This window comes from Thalassospira sp. UBA4513 (assembly GCF_002388495.1).
Classification (GTDB): Bacteria; Pseudomonadota; Alphaproteobacteria; order Rhodospirillales; family Thalassospiraceae; genus Thalassospira; species Thalassospira tepidiphila.
Window position 1 is genome coordinate 1 of sequence record NZ_DGMR01000018.1, and the last position, 20,900, is coordinate 20,900.

The following is a 20,900-nucleotide window of genomic DNA, read 5'->3' on the forward strand; positions in this document are numbered from 1 at the left end:
AAGACGTCGATGATCTTGAGTTCCGGCTCGTCCATACCGCCATAAAGGTGGTTGAGGAACATTTCCTTGGTCAGTGTCGTGCCCTTGCGCAGCGACAGCAGTTCCAGAATGCCATATTCCTTGCCGGTCAGATGCAGCGGTTTGCCATCGACATCGACGGTGCGTGCATCCAGGTTGACGTTGAGTTTACCGGTCGAAATCATCGACTGGGCATGGCCGCGTGAACGGCGAACAATTGCCTGCACACGTGCCAGAAGTTCGGTTTTCTCGAAAGGCTTGGTCAGATAGTCATCTGCGCCAAAGCCAAGGCCTTTGACCTTGTCTTCGGTTTCGGTCAGACCCGACAGGATCAGGACCGGTGTTTCGACGCGTGCGTCGCGCAAACGTCTCAGGACCTCGTAGCCGTCAATATCTGGCAGCATAAGGTCCAGAAGAATAATGTCATAATCGTAAAGCTTGCCGATCTCGAGACCATCTTCCCCAAGGTCGGTAGTGTCAATCACCATGCCCTCAGACTTAAGCATCAATTCGATGCTGTCAGCATAGGTGTTGTCATCCTCAACAAGCAGCACCCGCATGTCTCTGCTCCGTTACCGTGTTCCGCAATAAGTCCGTGTTGATCCGGTAGATCGACAAGCGCCCCAACGATTGCCGGCCTTTGGGAAATTTTCCCCATTCGGTTAACGATACGTTGCTTTGCGACTCGTGGCAAGCAGGCGAGTCGCAACTTGTTAACTTTTTTTCGTTCAAACAAGCGACTCGGGGACGGAACGCAAGTTTTCCCAACGGTTTGCGGTGTTAATTCCAAAAGCCTTATGCAACGAAAAAAAATCGATTTAATCGTCTACACGGCTTTTTAATACCGACTATGACTATATATTTGGTACGACGCGGTACGATTTGCCACCCCTGTTACCGTTCGGCAGGGCAAATTTCCGTGTTACAAGAGTTGTTTGTACCATTTTCGCTGAAAAGAACCGCCTGTGTTTCAGATTGGCCGCAATATCGTCGCAGAACTCCGCCGTATTCCCGACTATCGCGTGGTTGGCCGGGTGACTGCCGTTTTAGGCCTTCTGGTCGAGATTGGCGGTGTCGAAGGTGCGTTGTCGGTTGGCGACCGGTGCAAGGTCAAACGCCGCGATGGCAAAACCGTGATTTGCGAGGTTGTCGGTTTTCGCAATGAACGCGCCCTTTTGATGCCGTTTGGTATTCTGGACGGAATCGGGATCGGCTGCGAAGTCGAACTTGGCGATACCCAACCGCAAGTCTATCCCGATGAAAGCTGGCTGGGCCGTGTGGTCAATGCCTTTGGCGAGCCGGTTGATGGCAAAGGTCCGCTGTCTGAGGGTAACCGCCCTTATCCGATCCGCAACATGCCACCATCGGCCCATTCGCGCCAGCGCGTGGCGGGCAAGATCGATCTTGGCGTTCGGGCGATGAACACGTTTCTGACCTGTTGCCGCGGGCAACGTATGGGCATCTTTGCCGGGTCGGGTGTTGGTAAATCAAGTTTGCTGTCGATGATGACGCGCCATACGACATCGGATGTGTCGGTGGTGGGGCTGATTGGCGAACGTGGCCGCGAAGCACGCGAATTTATCGAAGATGATCTGGGCGAAGAAGGCTTGCGTCGTTCGGTTGTCGTCGTGGCGACATCAGATGAACCACCGCTGATGCGCCGCCAGGCGGCCTACATGACCATGGCGCTGTCGGAATATTTCCGCGATGTCGGTCGCGATGTCTTGTGCATGATGGATTCCGTGACCCGCTTTGCCATGGCGCAACGTGAAATCAGCCTGTCGGTGGGTGAACCGCCGGCATCAAAGGGCTATACACCGACCGTGTTTGCCGAATTGCCGCGTCTTTTGGAACGTGCCGGTCCCGGTGGACCGGGGCAGGGATCGATCACCGGGCTGTTTACGGTTCTGGTTGACGGCGATGACCACAACGAACCGATTTCGGATGCGGTGCGCGGTATTCTGGATGGGCACGTGGTGCTTGATCGTGCGATTGCCGAGCAAGGCCGTTATCCGGCGATTAATATCCTGCGCAGTGTGTCGCGTACCATGCCAGGCTGCAATAACGAGGAAGAAAACCAGATCGTTGCCCGTGCACGCCAGCTTCTGGCGACTTACGATGATATGGCGGAACTGATCCGTCTGGGGGCCTATCGCAAGGGAACTGATCCCAAGGTCGACGAAGCCATTCATTACTTCCCGCTAATCGAGGAATTCCTTAAACAGCGCAAGACGGAATGCACGCGCCTCAATGAGGGATATCTGGAATTGGCCCGGCGTCTCGACATGCTGGCCGAGCAACCCGAACAGCCTGCCCATGCCCAAGGACAACCGGGTGGGCAGGCGCGGCAAGCGGGAAGTGCCAAGCCGCAACAGCCCGCAGGAGGGCCGGAAATGCCAGCCCCCCGCCCTGCACCACCGCCGTCAATCGGGCCCAAGATCAATCGCGGGCCCAAGGTTAACAGCCGGTCACAACGTGACGGGCAGGACCTGAACGCGGCCAAGCGTGCGCTGAGCGAAGGCGGGAATGACGCATCAGGGAATGGATCGTAATGATCGCGGACCCTAGGGGGTAACCCATGGCCAAGGATTTCAAAACACTGGTGCGCATGCGCAAATGGGCGCTTGATGAAAAGCAGCGCCAATTGGGCGAAATGCTTGGTGTTCTGGGTAATCTTGAAGCGGAAAAAGAAGCCCTCGAACAGGCGGTACTGGCCGAACAAAAGATCGCGGCCGAAAATCCGGAACTTGCCGGGTTTGCCTATGGCGGGTTTGCCACCGCAGTGATCGCAGAGCGTGAGGCAATCGAAAAAATGATTGCCGAACAGGAAGAAAAGATCGACGTCTTCCGCGATGAAGTTGCTGACGCCTTCAAAGAATTTAAAACTGCCGAAATTGCCGAACGTAATCGGCTTGAGGCCGAACGCGCCGAAGAAGACAAGAAAGAACAAGACGAACTTGACGAAATCGGCATGCGTTCGGCGACACGCGATGACGGGCTTATGTGATTTCCGGGATAGTTAGACGGCGATATTAACGCCGGTTTCGATGCCGGTTACGCGCTTGAGGTCGCTTGTTTTAAGCTCAAACACTGTTTTGGGTGTCCCGGCGGCAAGCCAGATGGATTTCTTTGCCAGAAGCTTTTTATCGATCAGCGTTTCCACGGGTTTGGCGTGACCAAACGGTGGAACGCCGCCAATGGCGTAGCCTGTATGTTCGCGGACTTCGGCGGCATCGGCCTTGCGGACGGATAAACGCAGCAGGGCGGCGACCTTGTCGAGATCGACCTGATCGGCACCATTCATGATGAACAGGACCGGTCGGGATGCCTCGGTCATAAAGACCAGTGATTTTCCAATGTCGCTGATATCGCAGCCAATGGCGTTTGCAGCGTCGGCAGCGGTGCGTGTGCCTTCGGGAAACTCAAATACGTCGACGTTTTCAAGTTCGCGTTCCATGAAGGCGTTTGCTAGACATAGCGGCGGATCAACTTTTTTCATCAGCCATTCTCTTGCGCACGACGTTTGAGTTTACGTTTGTGGTTCAGAAGATTGAGCGTCTCGACCGACAGGCTAAAGGCCATTGCAAAATAGATGTAGCCTTTCGGCACGTGTATTTCGACCCCGTCAAGAAGCAACACAAACCCTACCAGAATAAGGAATGATAGCGCTAACATTTTGACAGAGGGATTTTGTTCGACAAAGTCGCCAATGGTCTTGGCCGCCATCAGCATCACCAGTACCGATGCGATGACCGCGATCACCATGATCGAGATATGATCGACCAGACCAACCGCAGTGATGACGCTATCAAGCGAGAAAATCATATCAAGCAGCATGATCTGCACGATGGTCATGGCAAAGCTCGACATGATTTTGCCCGGGCCGTGTTCTTCTGGCTCGTCAATTGTGTGATGAATTTCCTTGGACGCCTTGGCAATCAGGAACAGACCACCAAAAATAAGGATCATGTCGCGGCCGCTGATTTCCTGACCGAAGGCTGTGAAAAGCGGCGAGGTCAGTTGCATGACCCAGGCGATACCGGCCAAAAGCCCAAGCCGCATGCCCATCGCCGCAAGAAGACCTATGCGGCGTGCCGATGCCTGTTGGTTTTGCGGAAGTTTCGAGACAATCACCGACAGGAAAACGATGTTGTCGATGCCCAGCACAATTTCGAGCGCGGTCAGGGTGGCAAGGCCCATCCACATGTTGGGATCACTCATCCATTCAAACATCGAAAACTTCCTAAACAGGGGCGCAAAAAGCGAACAACTTGTTGCAGACAAAGTGTGTTTGATAGGCCCCTAACGCAAGCGTGAATTGATTTTATGTGCCGTCTGTTGAAAAACTGACAGGAACAAAACCAATCAACCAGTCACGCCCGGCATGCGGGAAGGGCTTTGGGTCATCAGGTAAAAGGATTGTCCGAGATGCGATCAAAAATGCGCACTTTCGTTTCTGCTTTGGCGCTGGCAATGGGGCTTGCGACGACGACGTTGTCGACGCCTGTCTTTGCAGACCCGGCGCCGGATGTCGGGAACTGGCAATCGGTTCTGGATCAGGCCCGTGGCCAGACCGTTTACTGGCATGCCTGGGGCGGGGAGCCGCGCATTAATGATTACATCGCCTGGGCCGGTGAACAGGTGCGCGAACGCTATGGCGTTGAGGTGGTCCAAGTCAAACTGACCGACACCGCCGATGCCGTTACCCGTGTTCTGTCGGAAAAGACCGCCGGTGTTGATGATGGCGGTGCCGTCGACATGATCTGGATTAACGGCGAAAACTTTGCGGCGATGAAGCGCAATGACCTTCTGTTCGGGCCATGGGCGGAACAAACGCCAAACTTTGCCTATGTCGATGTCGAAGGCAAACCGACGGTGATCAATGACTTCACCGTGCCGACCGACGGGCTTGAAGCCCCTTGGGGCATGGCGCAGGTCAGTTTTTATTACGATACTGCCAAGCTTGATACCGTCCCGAAATCCGCCCAGCAATTGCTGGAATGGTTGGTGAAACATCCGGGGCGGTTTACCTATCCGCAGCCGCCGAACTATATGGGCTCGACCTTCCTTAAACAGATACTGACCGAACTGGTCAAAGACCCAAAAGTTTTGCAACAGCCCGCCGATGAAACCGATGCCGAGGCAACCCTGGCACCGCTTTGGGGCTATCTTGAAGATTTGCAGCCGCTTTTGTGGCGCGATGGTCAGGCCTACCCGCAGAACGGGGCATCGATGCGCACCCTTCTGGCGGATAACGAGGTCGATATCGCCTTTTCATTCAGTTCCGGCGAAGTGTCATCTGCGATCGAGGCGTTCGAGCTTCCCGATACCGTGCGCTCCTACGTGTTTGAGAATGGCACCCTTGGCAATACCAACTTCGTCGCCATCCCCTATAACGCATCGGCCAAGGCAGGCGCAGTTGTACTGGCCGATTTCCTGATGTCACCCGAAGCGCAACTGCGCAAGCAGGACCCGAAATATTGGGGCGCGGATACGGTACTGGCGATGGATAAACTTCCCCAAGACATGCAGGAAGCCTTTGCCAATCTTGATCTCGGCATCGCATCGCTTGCACCCGCTGAGCGCGGCACCGTCTTGCCGGAACCGCATCCAAGCTGGATGTCGCTGGTCGAAACAGAATGGCAGAAGCGTTACGGCGTTGTGCAATAATCGCGTATGCTGCGATTTATCCCGATCCTGACGATTGTTCTGATGATTGGCCCGGTTTCCGCCGGGCTGATCGGAACCATATTGCCGGCCTTCGGAATATTGCCTGCCCTTGGGGGCACGACGCCCAGCCTTGATCCCTGGCATTCGCTGATGGCTCAGCCGGGAATGGGCGCATCGATCCGGCTTTCATTGGTCAATGGATTGATCGCAACCTTTGTCTCGGTTGCGATTGTCATGCTGTTTTGTGCCGCATGGCAGGGAACGCGTATCTTTCATGCCTTGCAACGGATATTGTCGCCGATCCTGTCGGTGCCGCATGCGACGGCGGCGTTTGGTCTGGCATTTTTGATTGCACCATCGGGCTGGTTTGTTCGGGTGGTGGCGCAATTCACCGGCTGGGATCGACCCCCGGATGTTGCGATTATCCATGATCCTTGGGGCATCGCCCTGATTGCCGGGCTGGTGGCCAAGGAAATCCCGTTTTTGTTTCTGATGACACTTTCTGCCCTGCCGCAGGCCGATACAGATCGCACAGCACAGGTCACAGCAAGCCTTGGTTATGGCCGTATCACCGGATGGTTCAAGGCGACCTTGCCGCGCATCTATCCGCAAATCCGCCTGCCTATTCTGGCGGTTCTGGCCTATTCGACGTCGGTTGTGGATGTGGCGATCATTCTGGCCCCGACGACACCGGCCCCGCTTGCCGTGCGCATTCTGGGATGGTTGTCTGATCCCGATCTTGCCATGCGGTTCATGGCATCAAGTGCGGCGGTGCTGCAATTGCTGATCGTCATCGCGGCCATGGCCATCTGGATCGCGGGCGAACGTCTTGTTGCCAGCGTTGGGGCGCGATGGGCAGTTGATGGGCATCGTTTCAAGCAAGATGGTGCTGTGCGTGGGGTATTGGCAGTGATGGCGCTGGTTGCGGCCGGGACGGTGGTTCTTGGACTTGTGGTTTTGCTGGTCTGGAGTGTTGCCGGGTTCTGGGCGTTTCCCGATCTGTTGCCGCGTGGTTTTTCGCTGCGTCTTTGGGCGCGGGAACTTGATGCAATTGGCAATAGCCTGACCACGACCCTTCTGATCGGTATTCCTGCGGTTGTGATTGCTGTAAGCCTTGTCTTGGCCTGCCTTGAGAACGAGGTGCGCACCGGCAAAGTCGCCGGGCGGCGGGCGATGTTTTTGATTTATCTGCCGCTTCTGGTGCCACAAATCAGCTTCATGTTTGGCCTTCAGGTGTTCTTTAGCCTGATTGGGCTGGAACGCACATTGGTGTCAGTCGTTCTTGGGCATCTGGTGTTTGTCGCACCTTATGTGTTTTTATCGCTGTCGGAACCGTTTCGTGCCCTTGATCCGCGCTATGGGCAAACCGCCCTGTGCCTTGGCGCGTCGCCCACGCGGGTATTTTGGCAGGTGCGCTTTCCGCTTTTGACCCGTGCTGTGTTAACGGCGGCGGCGGTTGGGCTTGCCGTCACGGTCGGGCAATATTTGCCAACGTTACTGATCGGGGCCGGGCGCTTTGCCACTGTCACGACAGAGGCGGTCGCCTTGGCATCTGGCGGGGATCGCCGGATGATCGGGATTTATGGATTGTTTCAGATGGTTTTGCCGTTTGCCGGATTTGCCCTGGCCTTGCTTATCCCGGCGGTTTTATTCCGTCACCGGCGCGGCATGGGTGCGCAGAACAAAGGATGATAAGGATGATACATGCCTGAAGCAGCCAAAAACGGTCTGGAATTGCATGACGTGCGGGTGCGCCTTGACGGGCGTGAACTGGTTGCGGTCGATCTGACCATTGCACCGGGCGAGATCGTGACCCTTATGGGGCCGAGCGGATCGGGAAAATCGAGTTTGCTTGGGCATATCTGTGGCACCTTGCCCGATGCGTTTGAGGTAACCGGTCAGGTGGTTCTTGATGGCAGGGTGCTTGATGGCTTGGCACCACAAGATCGCCATGTCGGCATTCTGTTTCAGGATGACTTGCTGTTTCCCCATCTTTCGGTGGGGGGCAATCTGGCTTTTGCCCTGCCCGCGCACATTGAGGGGCGTGCGGCCCGGCGTGGGCGGGTTGAGGCAGCCCTTGGTAGTGCCGAGATGGACGGGTTTTATGATCGTGATCCGGCAACATTGTCGGGCGGGCAGCGCGCGCGGGTGGCCCTGATGCGGGTTCTGTTATCGGAACCTTGTGCCTTGTTGCTTGATGAGCCATTTTCAAAACTCGATAGCGGCCTTCGGTCCCAGATCAGGTCGTTTGTGTTTGACCTGTGCCGCAAGAACAGTCTGCCGACCGTGATGGTAACCCATGACCCCGAAGACGGTGCAGCCGCCGGTGGGCGGGTGATTGAACTGCGTGGCTAGATACACGAACATGGATCGGTGACATGTTTTGAATTTTCTGGTATCGCGCGATGATTGGTCTTAAGAGCATCTTGTCGCAAAGAATGATCTTGGGCCCAAGACGTTAAATCAAAAGGCCCGTGCGGCCTGGAGAGTGTCGTAAATGTTCCCTGAAGAAATGTTTGCAATTGTCCCGGATGCGCTTGATCCGGCGACCTGTGACCGCCTGATCAATGGCTTTACCCACGAGATGGATGAAGGCGGCCTCGTACAGGGGCAGGCCGCGACCCATATTCGCCGATCCAAAATCACCTGGTTTAACGAAGAACAGGAACCGGTTGTTTGTCGGCGGATTGTCGATCTGGTTGCCGAGGTCAATCGCAACGTCTTTGACTTTTCCCTGACAGAGTTTGCCGAGGACGCCCAGATTGCCTGTTATGCCGGGGATTTGCGCGGCCATTATGACTGGCACAGTGACGTCGGTGCATCAGACGTTGCACGCCGTCGCAAACTGACCATGGTGATCCAGCTTTCCGAGCCTGATCAGTATGAAGGCGGACAATTGCAGCTTAACCCGGCCGGGCACTTTATCGATGCACCGATGGCGCGGGGATCAGCGATCTTCTTTCCGAGCTTTGTTTTGCATCGCGTGGCACCGACCACGGCGGGTCTTCGTTATTCCCTGACCCAGTGGGTGCACGGGAACCCGTTCCGCTGATTGCTCAGTAACGTTCGAGACGATCCAGAAGGCGCGGGTTGCCCCATTTCGGCTGACGGTCTTCAAGGGCGGTTTCGTGGTGGAAGACCTGATCGTTATCGGCCGTCTGTTTGTCCAGACGCAGGCTGATCCAGCGCGGAACCAGTTCGTTGTTGAAATCATCCATCAACAGAACGGCGGCGGCTTCGAAATTTTCAAACTCGATACTGGCGATCTCTGCGTAATATTCCGCGAGATTGCTTGTCTTAAGAATCAGGCGGTCGGGCACATAACGCAGCGTCAGGCGCGCCGGAAAGACATCCTTGGCACCGGTCAGATTGCTTTGCAGGGTAACGACATAATCAATCCTCGTGCCCGGGTTCGGCTCTGTCTGGATCAGATTACGGCGCTGATAAATCTCAAGCATGGCTTCCAACCGTTGTCAAAAGGGATGAATTCTAGGATACGTCCGCGCCCAAGGCAGGAAAAGCATTCATTTCAGAATGATGATCCTTATGCCTCGATCCCGTGGTGGGAATGCGGGTCCTTGCCATCGGGCACCGGAGCAATTTCGACAAAACGCGACCCATCCTGAAACAGGATATGGCCGGTGTAACCGGCAATTTGAAGGGCCTCGCGGAAGATGCCGCGAATGTCATCGCGGTTATGGGATTGCAACGGGTTTTCGGTACGGACAATCAGATCAAACTTGCTGTCCTCGCCCTTCACAAGGCCGTCGAGCTGGGTGTGACCCACCACACTGAAAGACAGATCCAGCAGGAAACGCGTGCCCTGATCATCGGGTTTGTCGGGATCATTTTCACGATCACCATGCCGCCAGCCCAATTGAAGCTGTTCGATCTTGTCGCCCATATTGAACGGCATCGCCATCACGCGCCAGCCATCCGGACGTTCTTCGGTTGCCATCGCACGCAACTGGGCAAAATCACCTTCAAGCCGTTTAAGCCCGCCACCGTCTGTATCGGACAGGGTGGCCAGGCTGGTCGCGGCACGATCGCCGAGCCAGCCACGCAAACTGCCGCCCTGACCTGTCATGGCAGCAAAGAAGAACATCATGGTGGTGGTCAGTTTGGGGCCAGCCTGGGGAATGTTGTTCAGCATGCTGAGTGCTGCACCGGGATCATGTTGCTGAAGGGCGCTAACCGCCCTGTGCAGACTGTCCCAGTCATGGGTGAGGGCGGCGGCCTGACCGCGCGCGATCAATTGTGCCTCGGTCATCGGGACGGATGTCGATACCTTGGCACCGCCCGATGGATCAACGTTAAATGACAGGGTAGCACCCGTGGGCGCGGGAACCGGCAATTTGATGCCAACAATCCCGGCAGAGGTGCGAAGGGCTGTGAAACCCTGAGGCAGCAGGCGGGCCTCGGCACTATCAGGGGGCAAGACTGTCCCGGTCAGCATCAAGGTGCCAACAGGGCCTTGCCCGGCGGCTGTTTGTGCAGCAACGGTTGGTCCCATTCCGGCAGCCATGCCGCCTGTGCCAGCGCCACCTGCCATACCCGCCGAACCAGCAGAACCGGCCTGAGCAGCTGACGCCATGGCATTGGCGGCCTGCTGTGCGGTTACTGTGCCCTGACCCAGGAAGATAACCTGTGTCTGGCTTCCGGCGGGCAATTGGGTGCCATTGGGCATGGTCAGGATGGATGTTGTCACCGCGCCAAATGTCTGGCCGGGTGTCAGGCTGCTACCAGCGATATTTCCGTTGGCAAGGGCACCGGTTACCCCGGATTCCCCCGGCGACAGGGTTTGCGGCAGAAGTTGCAGGCGCATGCCATCAGAAGGGTTGCCGCCCGTTGCGGATTGGCCGGCGCCGGGATTGGTTGTCGGAATGCGGGCCCACAGAAGATCGCCGAGATTACTGGGAAGCGGGGTGGGGATCCTGACCGTGACCGAACCAAGGGCGGTGGCAAGGGTCAGTTGATTGCCTGATTGTGATTGAACCGATGCCTGCAAAAGCGTTTCGATAGGGAGCTTTGCCAGTGCGGCAGCGACCTGTTGCGGGGTGGCGGTTGTGACGGTTGCATTGATTTGTGCCGGAACCGAACCCTGATTGGCCTGTCCGGCAGTCCCACCCGCCGAAGCATGTCCACCGACGGCAGGGCCGGGCGATATTGCTTGTGGCGGGAGAGTCATGACAACCTACTCCTCAAGAAGGGTTTGGGCGATTGCCTCTATATCCTGGGCGGCATCGCAGTTCGGATGACGGGTCAAAAGCGGCGTCTGGTTGCGAATGCATTCCGATACCTTGGAATCCGCACGAATAACGCCAAGCAGCGGCGGTGAAATCTTCAAAAAGCCCTCGCACGCCTTGAGAAGCTTGTTATAGATCGCCTGACCTTCTTTCTTGTCCTTGGCCATGTTGACCACCACCCGGATATCGGTTTTCGGGCGGGCCATATGGGTGATCTTGATAAAGGCATAAGCGTCGGTCAAAGAGGTCGGATCGCCGTTGGTGATCACAATCACCGTATTGGCAAGGCCGGTCATCTGGCGCACGCCCTGATCAACACCGGCACCAAGATCGATCAATACCTTATCATATTCCTTGCCGGTCTGGAGCAATTCGTCCGACAGCGCCTGAAGCCGGGTGGCTGGCAGGTTGGCAAGGCTGCCAGATCCGCTGCGCCCGGCAATGATATCGAAATCGCCATCGGGGAAGTGGGTTACCGCGTCTTTCAGGCTGATCCGCCCGGCAATCACGCCGCCCAGATCATATTTCGGCATCAGGCCAAGCTGAATGTCGATGTTGGCCAGGCCAAGGTCACCGTCAAACAAAAGGGTCTTGTGGCCTTCGAGAACCATCGCATGGGTGAGCGTAATGGAAAACCAGGTCTTGCCAACGCCGCCTTTGCCAGATGCAACTGCAAGGACATTGCGGCCTTTGGCCCGCGGGGCAGATTTGGGTGATGCATCAGACTTGGTAGTCATTTCACGACCTCGGAGAAGCTCGGTTTCGCGGTATCAGCGCGATGGGACGGTATCAGAAGTTTTGCCAAGGCAAGGGGACTAAGGGCGGTGAGGCCGTCCGCAACCTGGGCTGTCATACTGACATTACAAAGGGAAAGATTTCCTGAATCGGCACCATATAGCGCACCGCCAAGTCGGGCGGCAACATCAAGTCGCGAGATCACGACACGTGTTGCGCCACCATCGGCAAAGGCATTGGCAATGTCAGCCGCCTCATAGGCATCAATCCCCGCAGGGTTCACCAGCACCGGTTCACTCGGCACCGCTTTCATGAATTCACGAAGCGTGCCAATTTCGGTTTCAAGATAGGGGTTGCAGCTTGCCGTATCGATCAGGATGACATCGGCTTCGCGGATTTCACCAAAGCGCGCCTTGAGATCGTCCGGTGATTTCGCCGCAAGCAGATCAATCTTGAGAATTCTCGTAAAGGCCTCAAGCTGGGCCATGCCACCGGCACGTTTGTAATCGGTTGAAAGAACAGCAACTTTGCGTTTTTTCATCACCGCACGTGCCGCGGTTTTGGCAACCGCCAGTGTTTTGCCCGATCCGGGCGGGCCAACGAAGGCCAGCGCGCGCGGCGTGTTCTTTTCCGGCAGGGGCGAGAAATCAAAGATTTCGTCAAGCGCACCGGCCAGCAATTGTTGCTCGGATGCAGCAGCCGTTTCGCGCCCCATCAGATCACACAGGCGAATGCGCAGCCGTTCCGGCAAATTATGCCGCGTCAGGGCGGCCTCGACCGCATCAAGCTGTTCCTGAAGGGCGGGGGCCGGGCCCTCGTCATCACCATAGTCGGGATCACGATCAAGGGCGGCCGTCAGGCGCACGCCACTGCCGGGGATATCCTGTGTGGATACGATGATGGCATCGGTGCCCATGTGCTCTTTAACGAGCCCCATCGCTTCGGTCATGGTGGGGGCGGTGAAGGTCTTAAGACGCATTCAGTTCCCCCCGGTTTTTCATGTCCGCAAGCAGGGCGGTTTGGTTGATCATGCGCATCACACCTGCCCCAGCGTTTTCAGCTGTGCCTTGGGGTGGATTTCGTTTTGCGACATCACCACGGTGCTCGGCCGGAAACGCTCGACGATGGATCGCACATAGGGCCGGATGCCCGGGCTGGTCAGAAGGACCGGGCTTTCGCCCATCATGCCAAGGCGCTCGAACGTCGTTCTGACCTTGTTGATGAATTCCTGAAGCTGGCTTGGCGGAATGGAAAGCTGCTTTTCCTCGCCCTGACCAACCAGGCTTTCGGCAAAGATCTGTTCCCACTGCGGCGACATGGTGACCAGCGGAATGACGCCGTCCTGATTGGTATTCACATCTGATAACTGACGGGCCAGTCGTGACCGGACATGTTCGGTCATGAAGGTCGGATTGCGGGTAAAGGCAGTGGATTCGGCAATGCCTTCAAGGATGGTCGGCAGATCGCGGATGGAAACGCGTTCGGTCAAAAGGTTCTGTAATACGCGCTGAACACCGCCGACGGAAACCTGACCGGGAACGATATCCTCGACCAGTTTTTTCTGGTCTTCATCAAGTTCATCAAGCAGCTTTTGCGTTTCGGCATAAGACAGCAGTTCGGGCATGTGATCCTTGATCACTTCGGTGATGTGCGTCGTGATCACGGTTTGCGGATCAACCACCGTATAGCCACGGAACATTGCCTCTTCCTTCATGCCCTGTTCGATCCACATCGCAGGCAGGTTGAAGGTCGGCTCCATGGTCTTTTCGCCCGACAGGGTAATTTCCTCGCCGCGCGGATCCATCACCAGCAACATGTTCGGGCGAAGATCACCGCGGCCTGCCTCGATCTCCTTGACGCGGAGCACATAGGTGTTGGCGGGCAGTTGCATGTTGTCTTGAATGCGCACCGACGGCATGACAAAGCCCATGTCACCGGCAAGCTGGCGACGCAGTGCCTTGATCTGATCGGTCAGTTTCTGGCCGCGTTCGGTACTGATCAGCGACAGCAACCCATAGCCCAGTTCAAGACGCACATAGTCCATACGAAGCGCATTGGCGATGGGTTCTTCCGGCGGCGGGCCGGCGGCATCGGCCGCGGCCTGGGTTTCTTTCATCTGTTCTTCGGCAACGGCTGCGTTCTGGCGTTTGCTCATGTAATAGGCGAGATACCCCAACCCGATCGCCAATCCGAGGAACCAGATCATCGGAATGCCCGGCAGAAGGGACATGCCCCCCATCAGGGCGGCAGCAACGCCAAGGGCCGCCGGATAGTTACTGACCTGCCCGAAAACGGCCTTTTCGGTTGCGCCATCAAGGCCACCCTTGGTGACCAGAAGGCCTGCTGCGGTCGAAACGATCAGGGCCGGGATCTGGGACACCAGACCGTCGCCGACGGTCAGGATCGTGTAAGTCTCGGTTGCCTCGGCCAGGGAAAGGCCCATCTGGGCGGTGCCGATGATGATGCCGCCAATCACGTTGATAAACGTAATCAGAATACCGGCAACCGCATCACCACGAACAAACTTCGATGCACCATCCATCGACCCGAAGAAGGAACTTTCATCTTCAAGTTCCTTGCGGCGGGCCTTTGCCTGTTCTTCATTGATCAGGCCCGATGACAGGTCGGCATCAATCGCCATCTGCTTACCGGGCATTGCATCAAGGGTAAAACGTGCCGCGACCTCGGCAATACGGCCGGAACCCTTGGTGATGACGACAAAGTTGATGATGACAAGGATGGCAAAGACGATAATCCCGATGACGAAATTGCCCGAAATCAGGAAGCTGCCAAACGCCTCGATCACGGCACCGGCGGCATGGGTACCTTCGTGCCCATAACCAAGGATCAGTCGGGTTGTCGCGATGTTCAACGCAAGTCTGAGCGACGTCGCCACCAGCAGGATCGTCGGGAAAGAGTTGAATTCAAGCGGCTTCTGGATGAACAGCGACGTCATCAGGATCAGCACGGAGAAGCTGATCGAAAGGGCCAGCATGAAATCAAGCAGCCAGGGCGGCATCGGGAACATCATGACCACAAGGATCATGATAAAGCCGAGCGCCATGGCGATATCGCCACGCTTCATGGCCGAAGCGACACGCGACTGAATGGCGCCGAGATTTAACCCGCCCGGCGCACCGCCGCCGGGGCCGTCAGAGCCGCCGGAACCAGTCGGTGTGATGTCTTGACCTTCGGCCATTGTCTTTGCTTGTTATCCTGTTGCTTGCTCGATGTTCGTTGCGCCTTTACCTGCCTTGAAGATGGGGACAGCGCGCCGAAATTTCATGTTCAGTCGTGACCGTCGCCCGGGGCCGGTACAGCAAGTCCTTCGTCGGTATACTGGCGCAGTTTGTTGCGCAGGGTCCGAATGGAAATGCCAAGAATGTTGGCCGCATGGGTGCGGTTGCCAAAGCAATGCTTGAGCGTATCAATAATCAGATCACGTTCGACATCAGCAACAGTGCGCCCGACAAGTGCCGAGGTCACAGAGCCGTTTCCAGCAGTGCTTTCATCGGACGCGCCGTCATCGCCGCTGTCTGCGTCATCATCCCGAGCAGGGGCTTCACTCGCGGGTGCGGATGGGGTAGATGGTGCGGGGGCTGGTGCGCTGGGTTGATAGGCCGATGATGCTGCGCCATAGGCGGCATTGGCACTGGCATAGGCCGAACTGGCGCGTGCCGTCGTAGACGGGGCCGGTGCAGACGCAGATGGTGCAGGGGCCTGCGATACGGGCGCTGCGGCTGCCGGGGCAGGTGCGTTGCTTTCGCCAGACAGCATGATGGCCTCTGGCCCGATTTCATCGGGACCTGCGATCAGAACCGCGCGATGCATGGTGTTTTCAAGTTCGCGGACATTGCCCCGCCAGTGGTGAGACAGCAGGCGCTGGATGGCAAGCGGGCTGATCGGGCGGACCGGAACGTCATTGGCATCAGAGTATTTTTTGACAAAGAATTCGGCCAGAACCGGGATGTCATCGGGACGTTCGCGCAGTGACGGGATGTCCAGATTGACCACGTTCAGGCGGAAATACAAATCCTCGCGGAAGTTGCCGGCATTGACTTCGGCCTCAAGATTGCGGTTCGAGGTCGCAAGAATTCGGACATCGACCTTAACGGGACTTTTGCCACCAAGCCGGTCAATTTCCTTTTCCTGAATGGCACGCAGAAGCTTTGCCTGAAGGCGCACATCCATTTCGCTGATTTCATCAAGCAGAAGGGTGCCGCCGTTGGCTTCTTCGAACTTGCCGATACGTCGTGCCTGGGCGCCGGTAAAGGCGCCCTTCTCATGGCCAAACAATTCGGATTCAAGAAGGTTATCGGGGATGGCCGCACAGTTAACGGCAACGAACGGCTTGTCCGAACGGTTGGATTTGCGGTGCACATAGCGCGAAATGATTTCCTTACCGGTGCCGCTTTCGCCCGTGATCAGGATGGATGCCGAGCTGTTGGCCACCTGACTTGCCAGTCGGAGCGTCTCGGCCATGCGCGCATCGCGATGGATCAGGGCGTGGCTTTCTTCGGTGACGGCTTCGAAAATTGCGGCAATCAGATCGGCTTCTGGGGGCAGGGGGATGAATTCCTGGGCACCTGCCTTGATCGCATTGACCGCACCATTGACGTCATTGCCGATGCCACAGGCCACAACCGGGGTCGTGATGCGCTCTGCAACCATGCCTTCAATCAGGGCGGCGACATCAAGGGTGATATCAGCCATGACCAGATCAATCCGGTTGCCCGCCCGCAGGATGTTAAGCGCAGTCGTGACACTCTCGGCCAACTGGACCGAAGCGCCGCGCGCCATTGCGATCTTGCTGGCTGCGCCTATCTGTCCGCCCAGTCCACCAACGATCAGTACCTGCATCGTATCATCTCTTTCCGATCAGTTTCGGGGACCCGGCGCATCAAAAAAGCATTGATGCGCCAGAACCACCATATTCACATTCACGATCAATCGAAGTAACTGACGCGTTTTGACGGCGGCAGGATCGAGTTGATCAGCATTTCCAGACGACGGGGGTTTTCCTGTCGACCGATGGAAACAGCACCAACCATGTAGACCGAATTCAAAAGTTCCTCGTCGCTGGAGTTGCGTTCAAGCTTCCCGGCAAGCGGCATGAACACCATGTTGGCCAGAACCGCGCCATAGAAGGTCGTCAAAAGCGCAACAGCCATCGACGGACCAATCGATGACGGATCATCAAGGTTCCCCAGCATCTGCACCAGACCGATCAGCGTCCCGATCAGGCCCATCGCCGGTGCAACGTCACCGGCCTTTTTCATGATGTTGGCACCTTTCTGGTGGCGGCCGATGGTGGCGTTCATGTCCTTGCGCATGATGGCTTCGACTTCCTCGGGCGGGGTGCCGTCAACGACGAGCGACAAGCCTTTCCAGAGATATTCTTCGCTTTGCAAGCTATCAAGATGCCCCTGAAGCGACAGTACACCGCCTTTGCGGGCAATTTCGGCAAGCTGAAGAATTTGAAGTGCCGCATCCGCCGGATTGCGCGATTTGTGGAAAATCGTGCGCATCAGCACTTTGCCAGAGCCGAGAAACTCGCCCAGCGCAAAGCTGACAGCAGTGATGGCTGCTGTACCGCCGATAACAATCAGGACAGAGGGGATATCGATAAACGCACCCGGCGATCCACCAAAGATGATTGCAGCAATCACCAACGCAAAGCCAATGGCCAGTCCCCCGACTGTCGCAATGTCAAACGACGTTTTAGTCCCCCCTTCGGCCATAGTCGGATATCCTCTCTTACGTTAGCTTTTCTCGGATTTGATGATTTCCGTCATGGTCACACCAAGCCGGTCTTCCACGACCACCACCTCGCCGCGTGCGACGAGACGGTTGTTCACATAGATATCAATAGCTTCACCAACTTTACGGTCAAGCTCTACCACGGCACCACGACCAAGTTTCAGCAATTGGCTGACTTGCATGGTTGCTTTGCCAAGAACTGCCGAAACCTGAACGGGAATATCGTACACGGCTTCGAGATCCTTGGAAGTCTTCATCTGCTCGCTGCCGGCTTCGGCCGCAGCAAGAAGTTCGGTCCCTTCGCCCTCGAGTTCGATGTTATCGTCGTCGAGCTCCGAGAGTTCCAGATCGTCATCATCAGCCATTTTCGTCTCCTGCGTCTTTGGTCGGTTGCTTCACAGCAGCCGTTTTATCGGCTGTGGTCGTCGGGTCTTCCTGCGCAGCCGTCTGTTCGGTTTCCGGGCCGGAATTACCAGGCTGTGCAGGGCCTTGCGCTGTCGCCGTTGTCTGGTCTTTTTGTGGTTCAGGCTTGTTTTCCGCCTGATCTGTAATGTCTGGTTCCGGTGTCGGCTGTGGCGGCGGTGTCGTGTCCGTTTCCGGTCCGTGTATCGCGCCATCGGTGGTTGCCGATTCAGCCTTCGTATCTTCTTGCAATGTTTGCATATTCCGCGCCGCGGTGCCATCGCCTTCTTGCGTATCAGAGCCGGGCTCAGCGGGTTCTTTGGCGGATGGCATCTCGGGTGTGATCTGATTTACGGTTTCGGCCTGATCCGGTGCCGGTCCGCTTGACTGAACCGGTGCAGAAGGCTGTGCCGGGGCCTTCACCTCGGGGGGGAGGCGGCTTTCCTGCATTTCGGGATCGCCCATATTGCTTTCGGGCAGATCATGGTCGTTGGCATGCAGGGTCAGTGCATTGTCGATGATGGCGTTGATTTCCGACCATATCCGCGCACTGTCGCGAACAGCCGTGCCATCGCCCCAGGATACCTGACAATCACCCATTGCGACGTCCGGCTCGCCAACCACAACAACCTTGCCGGAAAATCCCCGGGAGTCTGCAATGCGCTGGGCGGCTGCACCGACTTCTGTTTCAAGGTCGGGATTGACCTTGATCATGACTTTCGGGGCTTCAAACAGGTTGGCAAGACATTGCCGGACGATGTCTTCGATTTCGGTCATCTGGTACTGTTTGGACCAGGCCGGGGCCAGCTTGCGAATGACACCAAGGGCAACGTGAATGGCATCTTCGTTGATCTTGGCATTGGCGCGCTTCTGCTGCTCGTCAATCTGGGCGAGCTTTTCGGCGATTTCGGATTCCACATCGCCAACCGCCTTTTCAAGCGACGCCATGATTTGCTGATGGGCTTCGTCAAAGCCTTGTTTGTGACCTTCGGCAAAACCCTGCTCTTGGCCGCGCTTTTCAGCATCGGCGACCATTTGTGCACCCTGTTCCTCTGTATAGACAGGCGGCGGGGGCGGCGGGGCTTCTTCTTCTTTCTTTTTCTTCTTTTTCGTGCCCAGTTCGTAATGCTCATCCTCTTTGCCTGCCGAACGGATTACGTTGTCGGCATCGTCGAAGCTGAGTGAGAATGTGAACTTTTCAATGGCCGTCATATCGAACTGCTAAAACGCCTTGAGCAACAAAAGGAAGGCAGCCCTGCGGCTGCCAGTGAGCCGATAACTGTCAGGAGAATTAGCTCTCCTGATACAGCCAGTTGCGAATGATCGAGAGAGCTTCTTCCGGGTGTTTCTCCACGATCTCGCCAATCTTCTTGACCGAGGATGCTTTCACGCGACCTTCAACCTGCGACAGGTTGATCAGTTCTTCGCCGTCATCCATACCAGGCGCCATCGGAACAGGTGCCGGACCTTCAAGGGCCGGCGTGCCGTCGGCGGTCATGTCATCGGCAAGAAGCTGACGCTGTGCCATATCCGCCGCACTTGGCAGAGTTTCGAACGCACGGGTCAGAAGCGGGCGTACCACCAGCAGGATGACGAGGATGGCAACAATCGCCAGCACCAGCATCTCGGCGATGCGGAAGATTTCAGCCTTGTCGAGGCCAAGGAAGGTCTCGATCTCTTCATCCGGGAACAGGTCGGCAGTATCAGCAAACTGCATGTTAATAACCTCGACCTGATCGCTGCGCTGTGGGTCATAGCCGATGGCACTGCGCACGAGTGCTGCGATCTTTTCAAGGTCTTCCGGGGAGCGTTCCTGATACAGGCGCTCGCCATTTTCATCAGTGGTATAGGTGCCATCAACAAGGACGGCTACCGTCACGCGTGAAATCTCACCGATTTCCTTTACCTGTGTGGTGGTTGTTTTAGAAATCTCGTAATTGACCGTTTCTTCGGTGCGGCTTTCCTGACTTTGGGTCCCTGCACCGTTCGCAGCATCAAAATTGGCATCCGGCAGATTGTTCTGAAGCGTTACCGGATCGGTGCCTTCGGTCTCGGAATTGGTCGCGTTTTCTTCAATCGTCTGGCTTGAACGAATGACCCGCTCATCCGGATTAAACCGCTCATTGGCAGTCGTAATTTTGTTGAAGTCCATTTCGACCGAGACTTCGGCGCGGACTTCGCCGTAACCAAGGGAGCGCGACAGAAGATCTTCGATGGTATTGCGCAGGCGGCTTTCGGTGCGAATGCGCATTTCATCGGCGGTCTGGGTTAGGAATGTCGACGACTGCTGTTCGCCGTCACCGCGCGCAAGCAACCGGCCGCGTTCATCAATGATCGATACCTTGCCCGGATCAAGCTGGGGCACCGCAGCAGCCACAAGATGCTGGATGGCAACAACCTGTTCGGGTTTCAGTTCGCCACCGGCCATCTTGACCGCGATAGAGGCGCTGGCTTCCTGGGTTTCGCGTGAGAACATCTGACGTTTTGGCAGAACCAGATGAACGCGCGCCTGCTGGATCGCCTGAATGGATGCGATCGTGCGGGCCAGCTCGCCTTCAAGGGCGCGAACATGGTTGATATTCTGTTCGAAACTGGTGGCGCCAAAGCCGTCGGAATTGTCAAATACCTCATACCCGACAGAGCCGCCGGTCGGCAGGCCGCTTTCGGCCATGGTCAGACGCATGCGGTTGACCTGATCGGCCGGGACAAGAATTTCGGTACCGTTGTTCAGCAACTGGTACTGAACCTGCTGGTCTTCGAGGCGATTGACGATCTGGCTGGCGTCTGCCGGATCCAGATCGCGATAGAGCAGTTCCATGTTCGGGGCTGAAACACGCATGATCAGGAATGCAAAGAAGACAAGCAACAACACGCCCACGCCACTGATAGCCATCAGCCGCGTTGGTCCCAGACCCTTGAGTGTTTGTAACAAGCCGCCCACGTTCGACTGCTCCGAAACGAAAATTTACCACTGTCCCCATGCGGATCGATCCGTGCGGAATACGACCAGCATTAACAACGAATAGTTCTCCATGCTGAAGAACAGGTTAACAACCGGCAATTTTTGCC

General features: G+C 56.5%; 19 protein-coding genes. 6 read left to right on the plus strand and 13 right to left on the minus strand.

The features are described 5' to 3' along the window. Positions 1-578, minus strand: a 578-nt coding sequence (locus B2T33_RS06435) for a response regulator transcription factor (RefSeq protein WP_286791524.1), incomplete at its 3' end; no start/stop codon positions are given. Between the two features lie 405 nt (positions 579-983). Here B2T33_RS06435 and fliI point away from each other — a divergent pair. After that, positions 984-2,570 (plus strand): flagellar protein export ATPase FliI, encoded by a 1,587-nt coding sequence (fliI, locus tag B2T33_RS06440; RefSeq protein ID WP_197146855.1) that lies wholly within the window; start codon positions 984-986, stop codon positions 2,568-2,570. A 26-nt stretch (positions 2,571-2,596) separates the two neighbouring features. After that, positions 2,597-3,025 (plus strand): hypothetical protein, encoded by a 429-nt coding sequence (locus B2T33_RS06445; RefSeq protein WP_197146856.1) that lies wholly within the window; start codon positions 2,597-2,599, stop codon positions 3,023-3,025. Positions 3,026-3,037: 12 nt separating this feature from the next. Here the strand turns inward: B2T33_RS06445 and B2T33_RS06450 are convergent, their stop codons facing one another. Beyond that, a complete protein-coding gene (locus B2T33_RS06450) occupies positions 3,038-3,517 on the minus strand; it encodes a YbaK/EbsC family protein (protein WP_286791525.1) in 480 nt (159 codons plus the stop codon). Continuing rightward, complete coding sequence (locus B2T33_RS06455; protein WP_197146857.1) at positions 3,517-4,251, minus strand: TerC family protein; 735 nt, start codon at positions 4,249-4,251, stop codon at positions 3,517-3,519. Before B2T33_RS06455 ends, B2T33_RS06450 begins: the two co-directional genes overlap by 1 nt. A gap of 207 nt (positions 4,252-4,458) precedes the next feature. Here B2T33_RS06455 and B2T33_RS06460 point away from each other — a divergent pair, with 207 nt between their 5' ends. From B2T33_RS06460 to B2T33_RS06475, 4 genes are all read left to right on the plus strand, one after another. Beyond that, positions 4,459-5,688 carry an ABC transporter substrate-binding protein gene (locus B2T33_RS06460; RefSeq protein ID WP_286791526.1) on the plus strand — a complete coding sequence of 410 codons (1,230 nt, stop codon included), beginning with the start codon at positions 4,459-4,461 and terminating at the stop codon, positions 5,686-5,688. A 6-nt stretch (positions 5,689-5,694) separates the two neighbouring features. Then, on the plus strand, positions 5,695-7,380 hold the full coding sequence (locus tag B2T33_RS06465; protein WP_286791527.1) for an ABC transporter permease: 1,686 nt from the start codon (positions 5,695-5,697) through the stop codon (positions 7,378-7,380). Between the two features lie 12 nt (positions 7,381-7,392). Next, positions 7,393-8,043 (plus strand): ATP-binding cassette domain-containing protein, encoded by a 651-nt coding sequence (locus B2T33_RS06470; protein WP_286791528.1) that lies wholly within the window; start codon positions 7,393-7,395, stop codon positions 8,041-8,043. A gap of 142 nt (positions 8,044-8,185) precedes the next feature. Further along, on the plus strand, positions 8,186-8,740 hold the full coding sequence (locus B2T33_RS06475) for a prolyl hydroxylase family protein (protein ID WP_286791529.1): 555 nt from the start codon (positions 8,186-8,188) through the stop codon (positions 8,738-8,740). A gap of 4 nt (positions 8,741-8,744) precedes the next feature. Here B2T33_RS06475 and B2T33_RS06480 read toward each other — a convergent pair whose 3' ends face one another. From B2T33_RS06480 to fliF, 10 genes are all read right to left on the minus strand, one after another. After that, positions 8,745-9,146: a hypothetical protein gene (locus B2T33_RS06480; protein WP_064788884.1), complete on the minus strand. Its 402-nt coding sequence runs from the start codon at positions 9,144-9,146 to the stop codon at positions 8,745-8,747. An 86-nt stretch (positions 9,147-9,232) separates the two neighbouring features. Further along, the gene (locus B2T33_RS06485) at positions 9,233-10,876 is read right to left on the minus strand and encodes a hypothetical protein (protein WP_286791530.1); all 1,644 of its coding nucleotides are present in this window, start codon (positions 10,874-10,876) and stop codon (positions 9,233-9,235) included. A 6-nt stretch (positions 10,877-10,882) separates the two neighbouring features. Further along, complete coding sequence (locus B2T33_RS06490) at positions 10,883-11,671, minus strand: MinD/ParA family protein (RefSeq protein WP_008891633.1); 789 nt, start codon at positions 11,669-11,671, stop codon at positions 10,883-10,885. Next, on the minus strand, positions 11,668-12,648 hold the full coding sequence (locus B2T33_RS06495) for a GTP-binding protein (protein ID WP_286791531.1): 981 nt from the start codon (positions 12,646-12,648) through the stop codon (positions 11,668-11,670). The genes B2T33_RS06490 and B2T33_RS06495 overlap by 4 nt, the downstream gene beginning before the upstream one ends. A 57-nt stretch (positions 12,649-12,705) precedes the next feature. Further along, positions 12,706-14,868 carry a flagellar biosynthesis protein FlhA gene (gene flhA / locus B2T33_RS06500; protein ID WP_008891635.1) on the minus strand — a complete coding sequence of 721 codons (2,163 nt, stop codon included), beginning with the start codon at positions 14,866-14,868 and terminating at the stop codon, positions 12,706-12,708. Between the two features lie 89 nt (positions 14,869-14,957). Beyond that, positions 14,958-16,529, minus strand: a complete 1,572-nt coding sequence (locus B2T33_RS06505) for a sigma-54-dependent transcriptional regulator (RefSeq protein WP_286791532.1) — start codon at positions 16,527-16,529, stop codon at positions 14,958-14,960. Positions 16,530-16,615: 86 nt separating this feature from the next. Beyond that, positions 16,616-17,410, minus strand: coding sequence for a motility protein A (locus tag B2T33_RS06510; RefSeq protein WP_008891637.1), 795 nt, complete (start codon positions 17,408-17,410; stop codon positions 16,616-16,618). Between the two features lie 21 nt (positions 17,411-17,431). After that, the gene (fliN, locus tag B2T33_RS06515) at positions 17,432-17,794 is read right to left on the minus strand and encodes a flagellar motor switch protein FliN (RefSeq protein ID WP_008891638.1); all 363 of its coding nucleotides are present in this window, start codon (positions 17,792-17,794) and stop codon (positions 17,432-17,434) included. Continuing rightward, entirely contained in the window at positions 17,787-19,043 is a 1,257-nt protein-coding gene (locus B2T33_RS06520; RefSeq protein ID WP_286791533.1) for a FliH/SctL family protein, read from the minus strand. Before B2T33_RS06520 ends, fliN begins: the two co-directional genes overlap by 8 nt. A 79-nt stretch (positions 19,044-19,122) precedes the next feature. Further along, complete coding sequence (gene fliF / locus B2T33_RS06525) at positions 19,123-20,724, minus strand: flagellar basal-body MS-ring/collar protein FliF (RefSeq protein ID WP_286791534.1); 1,602 nt, start codon at positions 20,722-20,724, stop codon at positions 19,123-19,125. Positions 20,725-20,900 lie beyond the last annotated feature (176 nt).

Excerpts from the sequence above, each read along its gene's own strand:
- B2T33_RS06510 (WP_008891637.1), bottom strand. The coding sequence starts at position 17,410 with ATGGCCGAAGGGGGGACTAAAACGTCGTTTGACATTGCGACAGTCGGG.
- B2T33_RS06465 (WP_286791527.1), top strand. The coding sequence starts at position 5,695 with ATGCTGCGATTTATCCCGATCCTGACGATTGTTCTGATGATTGGCCCG.
- B2T33_RS06470 (WP_286791528.1), top strand. The coding sequence starts at position 7,393 with ATGCCTGAAGCAGCCAAAAACGGTCTGGAATTGCATGACGTGCGGGTG.
- B2T33_RS06475 (WP_286791529.1), top strand. The coding sequence starts at position 8,186 with ATGTTCCCTGAAGAAATGTTTGCAATTGTCCCGGATGCGCTTGATCCG.
- fliF (WP_286791534.1), bottom strand. The coding sequence starts at position 20,724 with ATGGCTATCAGTGGCGTGGGCGTGTTGTTGCTTGTCTTCTTTGCATTC.
- B2T33_RS06455 (WP_197146857.1), bottom strand. The coding sequence starts at position 4,251 with ATGTTTGAATGGATGAGTGATCCCAACATGTGGATGGGCCTTGCCACC.
- B2T33_RS06505 (WP_286791532.1), bottom strand. The coding sequence starts at position 16,529 with ATGCAGGTACTGATCGTTGGTGGACTGGGCGGACAGATAGGCGCAGCC.
- B2T33_RS06485 (WP_286791530.1), bottom strand. The coding sequence starts at position 10,876 with ATGACTCTCCCGCCACAAGCAATATCGCCCGGCCCTGCCGTCGGTGGA.
- B2T33_RS06450 (WP_286791525.1), bottom strand. The coding sequence starts at position 3,517 with ATGAAAAAAGTTGATCCGCCGCTATGTCTAGCAAACGCCTTCATGGAA.
- B2T33_RS06480 (WP_064788884.1), bottom strand. The coding sequence starts at position 9,146 with ATGCTTGAGATTTATCAGCGCCGTAATCTGATCCAGACAGAGCCGAAC.
- B2T33_RS06445 (WP_197146856.1), top strand. The coding sequence starts at position 2,597 with ATGGCCAAGGATTTCAAAACACTGGTGCGCATGCGCAAATGGGCGCTT.
- B2T33_RS06495 (WP_286791531.1), bottom strand. The coding sequence starts at position 12,648 with ATGCGTCTTAAGACCTTCACCGCCCCCACCATGACCGAAGCGATGGGG.
- flhA (WP_008891635.1), bottom strand. The coding sequence starts at position 14,868 with ATGGCCGAAGGTCAAGACATCACACCGACTGGTTCCGGCGGCTCTGAC.
- fliN (WP_008891638.1), bottom strand. The coding sequence starts at position 17,794 with ATGGCTGATGATGACGATCTGGAACTCTCGGAGCTCGACGACGATAAC.
- B2T33_RS06520 (WP_286791533.1), bottom strand. The coding sequence starts at position 19,043 with ATGACGGCCATTGAAAAGTTCACATTCTCACTCAGCTTCGACGATGCC.
- B2T33_RS06490 (WP_008891633.1), bottom strand. The coding sequence starts at position 11,671 with ATGACTACCAAGTCTGATGCATCACCCAAATCTGCCCCGCGGGCCAAA.
- B2T33_RS06460 (WP_286791526.1), top strand. The coding sequence starts at position 4,459 with ATGCGCACTTTCGTTTCTGCTTTGGCGCTGGCAATGGGGCTTGCGACG.